This window comes from Enterobacter sp. T2, from assembly GCF_010692925.1.
Lineage (GTDB): Bacteria > Pseudomonadota > Gammaproteobacteria > Enterobacterales > Enterobacteriaceae > Enterobacter > Enterobacter kobei.
Map to the genome: position 1 here is coordinate 1839501 of NZ_CP048736.1, position 11278 is coordinate 1850778.

Here is an 11278-nt window from a genome sequence, read left to right on the forward strand (position 1 = left end):
ATCCAACCCTCTCCCACGGGGAGAGGGCTTGAATGCGTCACTACTTTTGCGGGATCCCTAACGACTCTGCCAGCTGCTTCGCTAACTGGTTGTTATCGTCCGCGCCATACTCCCAGAACATCGCCCCGGCGAGACCTTTCTGTTTGATGTAGTCCGCTTTGATCGCCACGGAACGTGGGTTCTCATACGAAATCGCAAAGAGCGCCTTGCCGTCGGCTGCTTCCACGGAGAGCCACGGCACTTTCGCCTGGTCGTCCCAGTGCTCGGTAAAACGCTTCTGCGGATCGTTCAGCAGCTTTTTCACGATATCGTTGTACTTCACGTAGGTATCTTTGGTCAGGTCATAGCCGAGCGACCTGAACAAGCCGAGCTCCTGCGGTCCAAAGTAGGGCTGGGTGACCGGATTTTTTTGTGCGTCCGGCTTGCTCCAGTCGATACCCGGCTCAACGGCGCGTTTCGGTACGCGACCGTAAAACCCGATCCCGAGGTTCATCTGCTGTGGTTTCAGTCCCGCGGCCAGATAGTTATTTACCACAAAGTCCACGCTGTATTTATCGGCAGCAGCCACCGTCGGCCAGGCGCTGGAATCATAGAGGTTGGCGTTAAAATACTGGGTACCATACGCCATGTCGTAGGTCATCAGGTTGATGTAGTCGAGCAGGGGAGCGATGGCTTTGACATCCACCCAGCTTTTCGGACTTTCCGCATTGGCGCCTACCGCAATGGTCACCAGCTTTTTCTGCCCGAATGCGTCGCGCATCTCTTTCAGCAGCGCGGTGAAGTTGTCCCTGTCGGCTGGCGTGCTGGCAACCAGTCCCCACGCGCCGTTGACCGGGTACTCCCAGTCGAGATCAATCCCGTCCAGACCGTATTTGTCGACAACCTCCTGAGCGGATCGGATAAACACCGCACGACTCTCTTTGGTGGCCGCTGCGCCAGAGAAACCACGCGCACCCCAGCCGCCAACAGAGAGCAGCACTTTAAGGTGCGGGTTTTGTTTACGCAGAGTGGGGATTAAGGCCAGATCGGATGCCACTTTGGGCGAAAGCCAGATCTGATGCAGTTTCGTCGGATCTTTCAGCGCGGCGTTGGTTTCGTCTTTCTCGTCGTTGTAGACCAGACCAAACGAATAGTTCAGGTGGGTGATCTGGCGGACATCCAGTTTATTAATGTCGCCACCCGGTCCGGCGGTGACATCGCCACCCCCGTTGAAATAGCCGACGGACATCAGGGGCGCAGCGGAAGCCAGTGACGCGCAAAGCAAGGGTAATGCTGCCAACAAGGGCAAACGTTTCATATAATTTCTTCTTTGACTTAATAAAAATAACCACGCCACAGAAAAGGCGTGGCGAAAAAACAACCTGACGAGAATAGCATTGCCGCTTCGCTGAGGATGCGAGGGAGTTCACTTTATGGGGATTGGAGAAGAAATGCCGGGTGGCGCTGCGCTCCAGAGAAAGTAGGCCGGGTAAGGCGAAGCCGCCACCCGGCTTAAAAAACTACGCCTGCGTTTCCAGCCAGTCTGCCAGGGTATACAGCGTCGCGCCTTCGGCAGCCATCTCCATAAACGCCTGAGCACTGTCCTGAGGGTGAATGTTGACCCCGCGGCAGCCGTCGGTGATCACGCTGACGGTGTAGCCTGACTGGAGCGCGTCCAGTACGGTAAACTTCACGCAATAATCTGTCGCCAGCCCCAGCACAATCAGCTCCGTGATTTCATGGTGGCGTAACCACGCGTCCAGCGCGGTCTTCTGACGATGACCGTTATCAAAAAACGCGCTGTAGCTGTCTATTGTCGGGTTTTCACCCTTATGGAACACCGCGTCGATGGCTTTCTGATTCAGGAGCGGATGCAGCGCCGCGCCTTCCGTTTGCTGCACGCAATGATCCGGCCAGAAGGTTTGCGCCAGCCCGTCGAGTTCACCCTGAGTGAACGGTTCGACGTTGTGCTGGCTGGCAAAACTGCCGTGGTTAGCCGGGTGCCAGTCCTGGCTGGCGACCACCGCTTCACCGCGGGCTTTACACCAGTCAATCAGCGTATTCGCCACGTCAACGGTGCTGTCACCTTCGGCGACGGCCAGCGCGCCGCCTGCGCAGAAATCATTTTGCAAATCGACCAGTAGCAGGGCGCGTTGCGTCATGAGGCCTCCTTATTCGTCAGGGGTCAGTTCACCGCGCAGATTTTGCATCATGGCGTTGCGAATGGACTGAATGTCCAGATCCTGACTCAGTAAATAGTGAAGTTTAGTCAGCGTCGCCTCAACGGTCATATCGAAACCGCTGATGACACCCACATGTGCCAGCGCGTTGCCGGTGGCATAGCCACCCATATTCACTTTGCCGGACATACACTGGGTCAGGTTCACCACCACAATTCCGCGTTCGCTGGCTTCCTGAAGCTCTTTCAGAAACTCACCGTTCTGCGGGGCGTTGCCCACGCCGTAGGAGCGCAGGATCAGCGCTTTCACTGGCTGGCGCAGGAAGTTGCGGACCACGTCGGCGGAAATACCCGGGTAAATGGTGACCACGCCGATGGGCTGCGGGGTAATCGGATGCACAATCAGCTCGCCAGCGGTATTCGGTGCAGGCGGCGTGCCCAGACGACGGATATGAATCCCGGCTTCCAGCAGCGGTTGCAGGTTCGGTGAGGCGAAGGCGTCAAAACCATCGGCATGGGCTTTCGTCGTGCGGTTGCCGCGATACAGACGGTTGTTAAAGAACAGCGAGACTTCGTTAATCGGGTAATTTGCCGCCACGTACAGGGAGTTCAGCAGGTTGATCTGCCCGTCGGAGCGTAACTCCGCCAGCGGAATTTGCGACCCGGTGACGATAACCGGCTTGCTCAGGTTCTCCAGCATGAAGGAGAGCGCCGAGGCCGTGAACGCCATGGTGTCGGTACCGTGCAGGATCACGAAGCCGTCGTACTGGTCGTAATGCGCTTTAATGTCATCCGCGATGTGCTGCCAGTCTTCTGGCGTCATGTCGGAGGAGTCCATCAGCGGCTCGTATTCATGGATGGTAAAGTCAGGCATTTCCGGACGGTGGAACTCAGGCATCAACGCAAGCTGACGCTGAAGGTGGCCGGAGACAGGAATATAGCCATTTTCAGAGCGCTGCATACCGATGGTACCGCCAGTGTAGGCTACATAAATCGATTTCTTCTGCATGGTAGTGAGTTCTTGTTCTTCAAAAGAAAAAAATCCCCTCTTCGCGGGAAGAGGGGACGGTTTTTAACGGACGTTCGCGCAGGTCAGGCAAAACGCGTAACGACTTTGTGGATCGTTAAAGGCCGCGAGCTTATCGCTTTCCGTCTTCATCGCCTTCGCTGCAGTGGCAACCGGCGCAGGCAGGTAAGCCTGCAGCGCCTCCGGCAGCATGGCGCGAACGGAGACAGACATGCTGTCCATCACCATATCGAAGAATGACGGCTCATCCTGATAATACTCAATGTGCCATTGCTTGAGCTTCGCCAGGTCGGCCGCTTTCTTCACGGCGTCGTCAAAGTCACCCAGACTGTCCACCAGTCCGTTGTTCTTCGCGTCCTGACCGGTCCAGACGTGGCCCTGAGCAATCTGGTCAATCTGTTCTGGCGTCTTTTTACGCGAGTCAGCCACCAGCGTAATAAAGCGCTTATACCCGTTCTCAATGCTCAGCTGCATCATCTCCGACACTTCCGGCGGCAGGGATTTTGTTATCGACACATCTGCCAGCGGCGACGTAGAAACACCGTCGGTGTGCACGCCCAGATAATCCAGACTGTTTTCCACAGTGTTAATCACCCCGAAGATGCCGATAGAGCCGGTCAGCGTGCTTGGGTTAGCCACAATGTAGTTGGCTGGCGTGGAGATCCAGTACCCACCTGATGCCGCCATTCCGCCCATGGAGACGACGACCGGTTTGCCCGCAGCGCGGGCCGCGGCCAGCTCAGCGCGGATCACTTCGGAGGCGCTCACGCTGCCGCCCGGGCTGTTTACGCGCAGAACAATGGCTTTCACTTTCGGGTCAAGGCGCGCGTCACGGATTTGCGACGCGGTGGTGTCACCGCCGACATTACCCGGGGTTTCCTGACCGTCCATGATGGCGCCGTTGGCAAACACCACGGCTACGCTGTCACCGCTCTCGTCCGGTTTTTTCGCAGCGTAGTCATACATACTGATCGCGCTGTAGTTTTTGTCCTCTTTGCTCCAGCCAAACTGTTTGGTCAGGGCTTTTTCGATATCCGCACTGGTACCCAGCGCATCAACGAGTTTATTGTCGAGGGCATATTTCGCGGTATCGCCGTCAACCTTACGCAGACCCTCCAGCACGCCACGTGCGCCCGGGAAGACCTGCTCAGCGGTAATTTGACGGTTAGCGGCCACGGTGCCCAGATAGTTCTGCCACAGCTCGCCAATCCAGCGGCTGTCCGCTTCACGGGCAGCAGGGGACATATCGTCGCGAATAAACGGCTCCACGGCTGATTTATAGGTGCCGACGCGGAAGACGTGGGTCGTCACTTTCAGCTTGTCGAGCAGCGATTTGTAGTACAGGCCGTTGGTGGCAAAGCCGTGCAGATCGACCGTCCCCTGCGGAGAGAGCCAGATCTTGTTGGCGAAGCTTGCCAGATAATATTGCCCCTGGCTGTAGCTGTCGCCCACGGCGATCACTGGCTTACCGCTGTCGCGGAATTCACGCAGCGCTTTACCGATGTACTGCATTGAAGGCTGGTCGCCTCCGGCAAAATCTTTCAGATCCAGTACGATCCCGGTGATATTTCGGTCGTCTTTGGCCTGACGGATAGTATCGACAATATCGAACAGGGAGTTTTCCTGCAGGCGGTCGGACGTCGCGCCAAACAGCTGACGGCCAATGACCCCCAGACGGTTGCTGGTGGACGGTTTATCCACGATGACGCCGGTGATATCGAGTAACAGCGCCCCGCGAGTTGAATGCTGCGCCTGATTCGCATTGCTGATATGCATCCAGATGCCTGCGCAAACCAGAACCAGCAAGATGAAGAAGATGTTCATCACCAGGTTGCGGACGAAGTTGAGCAGTCGCCACGTCCATTTAAAGAAACCGGCAAAGATTCGCCAAAGGGTTCGCATGTATTCTCCCTAACCAGAAAATGACTGTTTCCGTCGCCACTGGACGGTAATGTTGGGTTATCGTAATGACCCAACCGCCACTTGTCAGCAGGAATCGCCTGCCAGGCTGTAACAAAATCTGCGGCCGTGTTAATTTTGTGAGTAAATTTCAATAAAGGAGTTAACCAATGGACGCACTTGAACTGCTTGTTAACCGCCGCAGCGCGTCACGTCTGGCCGAACCTGCCCCGGCGGGCGAGCAGCTGGAAAACATTCTGCGTGCCGGGATGCGTGCCCCCGATCACGGCACGCTGCAGCCGTGGCACTTCTTTGTGATTGAAGGTGAAGGCCGCGATCGTTTCAGCCAGCTGCTGGAGCAGGGCGCGGTTGCCGTCGGGCAGGATGAGAAAGGTATCGATAAAGCGCGCAATGCGCCGTTCCGTGCGCCGATGATCATCGCCGTCGTGGCGAAATGTCAGGCTGGCCACAAAGTCCCGGTCTGGGAGCAGGAAATGTCTGCTGGCTGCGCGGTAATGGCGATGCAAATGGCCGCTGTCGCACAGGGGTTTAACGGTATCTGGCGTACCGGTCCGCTGACCGAGAGCCCGGTAGTCCGTGACGGTTTTGGCTGCGGTGAGCACGATAAAATTGTCGGTTTCCTCTACCTCGGTACGCCGCAGCTTAAAGCCTCCAGCACCATCAGCGTGCCGGACACTTCGCCTTTCGTCAGCCGTTTCTGATAACCCACGCTAAACTGTCTGGATTCTGAGCATCTGCCGCAGAATTCAGACAGTCATACTTACCTCTTTATGGAATGAGCGCTACCATAGCGCGATTGAGATGACAGGAGACGTCCATGAGCGAGCAAACCATTCGTTTAACGCAGTACAGCCACGGAGCCGGTTGCGGTTGTAAAATTTCCCCGAAAGTGCTGGAGACCATTCTGCACAGTGAACAGGCGAAGTTTGTCGACCCGAACCTGCTTGTCGGCAATGAAACGCGTGACGATGCTGCAGTTTATGACTTAGGTAACGGCACCAGCATTATCAGCACCACTGACTTCTTTATGCCGATTGTCGATAACCCCTTCGATTTCGGGCGCATTGCGGCCACCAACGCCATCAGTGATATCTTCGCGATGGGCGGTAAGCCGATTATGGCCATCGCCATTCTGGGCTGGCCAATTAATACCCTCGCGCCGGAAATTGCCCGCGACGTCATTGATGGCGGCCGTTTCGCCTGTCAGCAGGCGGGAATTGCGCTGGCCGGTGGTCACTCGATTGACGCGCCTGAACCTATTTTTGGCCTGGCCGTCACGGGCGTGGTGCCGACCGAGCGCGTGAAGCGCAACAGCACCGCGCAGGCGGGCTGCAAGCTGTTCCTCACCAAGCCGCTCGGCATTGGCGTACTCACGACCGCCGAGAAAAAATCCCTGCTGAAGCCGGAACACAAAGGTCTGGCAACGGAAGTGATGTGCCAGATGAACCTTGCGGGCGCGGCATTCGCCAATATCGACGGCGTGAAGGCGATGACCGATGTGACCGGTTTTGGTCTGCTGGGACACCTCTCCGAAGTGTGTCAGGGCGCGGGCGTGCAGGCACAGGTGTGGTATCAGGACGTGCCGAAACTGCCGGGCGTGGAAGAGTACATTGCGCAGGGCGCGGTGCCGGGCGGTACTCAGCGCAACTTTGCCAGCTACGGTCACCTGATGGGCGAGATGCCTGAAGAGTGGCGCAACCTGCTGTGCGATCCACAAACTTCCGGCGGCCTGCTGCTGGCGGTCACACCGGAAGCCGAAGCTGACGTTCAGGCAACGGCTGCCGAGTTTGGCATTACCCTTACGGCGATCGGCGAGCTGGTGACCGCACGCGGTGGCCGACCGATGATTGAGATCCGTTAATTCGATGCGGTTGTTTATTGCCGAAAAGCCGAGCCTGGCGCGCGCCATCGCCGACGTGTTGCCGAAGCCGCACCGCAAGGGCGACGGCTTTATCGAATGCGGTAACGGGCAGGTGGTGACCTGGTGTATTGGTCACCTGCTTGAGCAGGCGCAGCCGGACGTCTACGACAGCCGCTACGCCCGCTGGAACCTCAACGATCTGCCCATCGTGCCGGAAAAATGGCGCCTGCAGCCCCGGCCTTCGGTGACCAAACAGCTGAACGTGATCAAGCGTTTCCTGCACGAAGCCTCTGAAGTGGTTCACGCAGGTGACCCGGACAGGGAAGGGCAACTGCTGGTAGATGAAGTGCTGGACTACCTCGAGCTGGCGCCGGAAAAACGCCAGCAGGTACAGCGCTGCCTGATAAACGACCTCAACCCGCAGGCGGTAGAGCGTGCGATCTCGCGTCTGCGTGCCAACAGCGAGTTTATCCCGCTGTGCGTCTCGGCGCTTGCGCGCGCGCGCGCTGACTGGCTGTACGGGATCAACATGACCCGCGCCTACACCATCCTCGGGCGTAATGCGGGCTATCAGGGGGTACTCTCCGTGGGCCGCGTGCAGACGCCGGTGCTGGGGCTGGTGGTGCGTCGTGATGAAGAGATTGAGAACTTCGTCGCCAAAGATTTCTTTGAAGTGAAAGCGCATATCGTTACGCCTAAGGACGAACGCTTTACCGCCGTCTGGCAGCCGAGCGATGCCTGTGAATCGTACCAGGATGAAGAGGGGCGCTTGCTGCACCGTCCGCTGGCGGAGCATGTGGTTAACCGTATTACCGGTCAGCCTGCCATCGTCACCAGCTATAACGATAAACGGGAATCAGAACCCGCACCGCTGCCATTTTCGCTCTCGGCCTTGCAGATTGAGGCGGCGAAGCGCTTTGGCCTCAGCGCGCAAAACGTGCTGGATATCTGCCAGAAGCTCTATGAAACCCACAAGCTGATCACCTATCCGCGTTCGGATAGCCGTTATCTGCCGGAAGAACATTTTGCCGGTCGCCACGCGGTACTGAACGCGATAAGCGTACACGCCGCCGATCTCCTGCCGCAGCCGGTGGTGAATCCGGACACCCATAACCGCTGCTGGGATGATAAAAAGGTGGACGCCCACCATGCAATTATCCCGACGGCACGCGCCAGCCACGTTAACCTGACGGATAACGAAGCGAAGGTCTATAACCTCATCGCCCGTCAGTATCTGATGCAGTTCTGCCCGGACGCGGTGTTCCGCAAATGCGTCATTGAGCTTGAGATTGCCAAAGGTAAGTTTATCGCCAAAGCGCGTTTCCTCGCGGAAGCGGGCTGGCGCACGCTGCTCGGCAACAAAGAGCGTGACGAGGAGAACGACGGTACGCCGCTGCCGGTAGTCGCCAAAGATGACGAGTTATTGTGCGAGAAAGGTGAAGTGGTTGAACGTCAGACCCAGCCGCCACGCCATTTCACCGATGCGACGCTGCTGTCGGCCATGACCGGGATCGCCCGATTTGTGCAGGATAAAGATCTGAAGAAAATCTTGCGCGCCACCGACGGTCTGGGTACGGAAGCGACGCGAGCGGGGATCATCGAACTGTTGTTCAAGCGCGGCTTCCTGGAGAAAAAAGGACGCTATATCCACTCCACGGAGCCGGGGCGGGCGCTCATCCACTCCCTTCCGGAGCTGGCCGCGAGGCCGGACATGACCGCGCACTGGGAATCCGTGCTAACGCAAATCAGTGAAAAGCAGTGCCGCTACCAGGACTTTATGCAGCCGCTGGTGGGGACGCTGTATCAGTTGATCGATCAGGCACGCAGTACGCCGGTGAAGCGGTTCAGAGGGATGGTTGCGCCGGGTAGCGGCGCGAAGAAGCCCTTTAAAAAGAAAAAGAGCGCGGCAGCTTCTTAAACCGTAGGCCGGGTAAGGCGTAGCCGCCACCCGGCGAAAAGCAGCTCTGCGGCCTGAAAAAAAGCCCGGTGGCGGCTACGCCTTACCGCGCCTACAGGGCGAGAACACAGTGAAAGCTTAAATCACACCCTGCCCAATCATCGCATCCGCCACCTTCACGAATCCGGCGATATTCGCTCCGCGCACGTAGTTCGTTTGCGACGCTTCACCGCCGTACTCCACGCAGGCGTGGTGAATATCTAGCATGATATGGTGCAAACGGGCATCCACTTTCTCCGCCTTCCAGCCAAGACGCGCGGCGTTTTGCGCCATCTCAAGGCCGGAGGTTGCCACGCCGCCCGCATTGGCGGCCTTGCCTGGGGCAAACAGCACGCCCGCTTCGAGGAACAGATCCGTCGCATCGATGGTGGTCGGCATATTCGCCCCTTCGGCCACCGCCTTCACGCCGTTGCCGATCAGCGTGCGCGCGGCGTCCACGTCCAGTTCGTTTTGCGTGGCGCACGGCAGGGCAATATCCACCGGAACACCCCACGGCTGCTTGCCTTCCAGATACGTCAACCCAAATTCCTGGGCATAGTCTGCGAGCCGCCCGTCGCGGCTGGCTTTAATTTCGCACAGGCGCGCCAGTTTTTCTGCCGTAAAGCCCGCTTCATCCACCACCGTGCCACGGGAGTCCGAGGCCGTCACCACGCGGGCGCCAAACTGCATCGCTTTTTCGATAGCGTATTGCGCCACGTTACCGGAGCCGGACACCGCCACGCGCATCCCTTCAAACCCTAACCCGTGACGCTTGAGCATCGCCTCGGTGAAGTAGACCAGACCATATCCGGTCGCCTCCGGGCGAATCAAACTCCCGCCAAACGACAATCCTTTGCCGGTAAAGACGCAGGCGCTGTTGTTGGAAAGCTTTTTCATCATCCCGGCCATAAAGCCCACTTCGCGGGCCCCCACGCCGATATCCCCCGCCGGTACGTCGGTGTCCGGACCAAGGTGGCGCCAGAGCTCGGTCATCAGCGCCTGACAGAAACGCATCACTTCACCTTCGCTTTTCCCCTTAGGATCGAAGTCACTCCCGCCTTTCCCGCCGCCCATCGGCAGGGTGGTGAGCGCGTTTTTAAACGTCTGCTCAAAGCCGAGGAATTTCAGGATCGACAGGTTCACGGAAGGGTGGAAACGCATGCCGCCCTTAAACGGGCCGATGGCGGAGTTAAATTGTACGCGCCAGGCGCGGTTGACCTGGACCTGATTGCGGTCATCCACCCAGGTCACGCGGAACTGGATCACCCGTTCTGGCTCAACCAGACGTTCCAGCAGCGACAGTTGACGATAACGCGGGTTTTCTTCAAGGAAAGGCCACAGGGTGGTCATCACTTCACGAACGGCCTGAGCGAACTCGCTCTGATGCGGGTCGCGCTGCTGAACATGGGCAAGAAAGCTTTCCAGAGAGCGTGTCTGATCCATAGATATAAGAACCCCTTATAGTCATTTATGTATATTGCTTATGCGATTTGTGTTGTTTTTTTGACTATACCACCCGTACTGCTTTGTGAAGCAAGCAGAAATGTAGGGTGAAAGGGAAATTAATGACCCGCGCTGCGTCATAACAAAAAGCGATGATGTGTGAAATTAAAGATTCTGCCCGATTAACCGTTATAGTCATTATCAGGACATAACAGGAAGACAAGTCTATGAATCGTTACGTGATGGCTGCATTTTCGTTGATGTTGACCGCTGGCGCGCAGGCTGACCGCATTCGCCCGGACGTGGAGGTGAATGTCCCGCCGGAGGTCTTTAGCTCCGGCGGCCAGCGTGCGCAACCCTGTAACCAGTGCTGTATCTATCAGGATCAAAATTATTCTGAAGGAGCAGTGGTAAAAGCGGACGGGGTTTTGCTGCAATGCCAGCGTGATGAACGCGCGATCAGCACGAACCCGCTGGTCTGGCGGCGCGTAAAAGAATAAACGCCTCCAGCAGCGGAATATCCGCCGGGGCCAGGTTGTAGCTCAACGCTTCTTCCGGCGTGCACCACGCCAGCGCGCTGTGGTAGTGTGCGGTTAACGCTCCGCTAAAGGCAGGAACATACCAGGCGTGCAGGTTGATTAACCGCTGCGACACTTCGCGCTGGTGGCTTGCCACATACTTCGCGGGCTGCGCCTCAATACCCAACTCTTCACGCAGCTCGCGGATTAGCGCCTGAGGCTGGGGTTCACCGGCCTCGACTTTTCCGCCAGCGAATTCCCACATTCCCGGTTGATCGGCGTGAGCAGGGCGCTGGGCCAGTAAAATTTTGTCGTCTTTTTCGATGATGGCCGCAACGACATCGACTGTTTTTAGCATGGTCGTCAATACTTGATAGCGAAAAACGACATATTATCGTGCCCTTTCAAAGAGTCC

The 11278-nt window shown here is 57.4% G+C and carries 10 protein-coding genes; 4 read left to right on the forward strand and 6 right to left on the reverse strand.

The window, feature by feature from the left end; genetic code table 11:
• Positions 1-40: 40 nt before the first annotated feature.
• The 4 genes from chiD to sppA all read right to left on the reverse strand — a co-directional run bounded on the left by chiD (position 41) and on the right by sppA (position 5087).
• Positions 41-1297 (reverse strand): chitinase ChiD, encoded by a 1257-nt coding sequence (gene chiD, locus G0034_RS08735; protein ID WP_059371996.1) that lies wholly within the window; start codon positions 1295-1297, stop codon positions 41-43.
• Positions 1298-1499: 202 nt separating this feature from the next.
• Positions 1500-2141 (reverse strand): bifunctional nicotinamidase/pyrazinamidase, encoded by a 642-nt coding sequence (gene pncA / locus G0034_RS08740; RefSeq protein ID WP_014883449.1) that lies wholly within the window; start codon positions 2139-2141, stop codon positions 1500-1502.
• A gap of 9 nt (positions 2142-2150) precedes the next feature.
• Positions 2151-3167: an asparaginase gene (ansA, locus tag G0034_RS08745; protein WP_179120721.1), complete on the reverse strand. Its 1017-nt coding sequence runs from the start codon at positions 3165-3167 to the stop codon at positions 2151-2153.
• A 63-nt stretch (positions 3168-3230) separates the two neighbouring features.
• Positions 3231-5087: a signal peptide peptidase SppA gene (sppA, locus tag G0034_RS08750; RefSeq protein ID WP_023332746.1), complete on the reverse strand. Its 1857-nt coding sequence runs from the start codon at positions 5085-5087 to the stop codon at positions 3231-3233.
• Between the two features lie 167 nt (positions 5088-5254).
• On the opposite strand from sppA, the gene G0034_RS08755 reads away from it, so the two are divergent.
• The 3 genes from G0034_RS08755 (at position 5255) to G0034_RS08765 (ending at position 8884) form a co-directional block, all read left to right on the forward strand.
• Positions 5255-5806, forward strand: a complete 552-nt coding sequence (locus G0034_RS08755) for an NAD(P)H nitroreductase (protein WP_014883452.1) — start codon at positions 5255-5257, stop codon at positions 5804-5806.
• Positions 5807-5922: 116 nt separating this feature from the next.
• Positions 5923-6966 (forward strand): selenide, water dikinase SelD, encoded by a 1044-nt coding sequence (gene selD, locus G0034_RS08760; protein ID WP_014883453.1) that lies wholly within the window; start codon positions 5923-5925, stop codon positions 6964-6966.
• Between the two features lie 4 nt (positions 6967-6970).
• Entirely contained in the window at positions 6971-8884 is a 1914-nt protein-coding gene (locus G0034_RS08765; RefSeq protein WP_014883454.1) for a DNA topoisomerase III, read from the forward strand.
• A gap of 117 nt (positions 8885-9001) precedes the next feature.
• On the opposite strand, the gene gdhA is transcribed toward G0034_RS08765, so the two are convergent.
• Positions 9002-10345: an NADP-specific glutamate dehydrogenase gene (gene gdhA / locus G0034_RS08770; protein ID WP_014883455.1), complete on the reverse strand. Its 1344-nt coding sequence runs from the start codon at positions 10343-10345 to the stop codon at positions 9002-9004.
• Positions 10346-10572: 227 nt separating this feature from the next.
• Between gdhA and G0034_RS08775 the strand changes: the two genes are divergently transcribed.
• Positions 10573-10845 carry a YnjH family protein gene (locus G0034_RS08775; RefSeq protein WP_014883456.1) on the forward strand — a complete coding sequence of 91 codons (273 nt, stop codon included), beginning with the start codon at positions 10573-10575 and terminating at the stop codon, positions 10843-10845.
• Here G0034_RS08775 and G0034_RS08780 read toward each other — a convergent pair.
• On the reverse strand, positions 10805-11221 hold the full coding sequence (locus G0034_RS08780) for a pyrimidine (deoxy)nucleoside triphosphate diphosphatase (RefSeq protein WP_179120722.1): 417 nt from the start codon (positions 11219-11221) through the stop codon (positions 10805-10807). The genes G0034_RS08775 and G0034_RS08780 overlap by 41 nt on opposite strands.
• Positions 11222-11278 lie beyond the last annotated feature (57 nt).

Excerpts from the sequence above, each read along its gene's own strand:
- chiD (WP_059371996.1), bottom strand. The coding sequence starts at position 1,297 with ATGAAACGTTTGCCCTTGTTGGCAGCATTACCCTTGCTTTGCGCGTCA.
- pncA (WP_014883449.1), bottom strand. The coding sequence starts at position 2,141 with ATGACGCAACGCGCCCTGCTACTGGTCGATTTGCAAAATGATTTCTGC.
- ansA (WP_179120721.1), bottom strand. The coding sequence starts at position 3,167 with ATGCAGAAGAAATCGATTTATGTAGCCTACACTGGCGGTACCATCGGT.
- sppA (WP_023332746.1), bottom strand. The coding sequence starts at position 5,087 with ATGCGAACCCTTTGGCGAATCTTTGCCGGTTTCTTTAAATGGACGTGG.
- G0034_RS08755 (WP_014883452.1), top strand. The coding sequence starts at position 5,255 with ATGGACGCACTTGAACTGCTTGTTAACCGCCGCAGCGCGTCACGTCTG.
- selD (WP_014883453.1), top strand. The coding sequence starts at position 5,923 with ATGAGCGAGCAAACCATTCGTTTAACGCAGTACAGCCACGGAGCCGGT.
- G0034_RS08765 (WP_014883454.1), top strand. The coding sequence starts at position 6,971 with ATGCGGTTGTTTATTGCCGAAAAGCCGAGCCTGGCGCGCGCCATCGCC.
- gdhA (WP_014883455.1), bottom strand. The coding sequence starts at position 10,345 with ATGGATCAGACACGCTCTCTGGAAAGCTTTCTTGCCCATGTTCAGCAG.
- G0034_RS08775 (WP_014883456.1), top strand. The coding sequence starts at position 10,573 with ATGAATCGTTACGTGATGGCTGCATTTTCGTTGATGTTGACCGCTGGC.
- G0034_RS08780 (WP_179120722.1), bottom strand. The coding sequence starts at position 11,221 with ATGCTAAAAACAGTCGATGTCGTTGCGGCCATCATCGAAAAAGACGAC.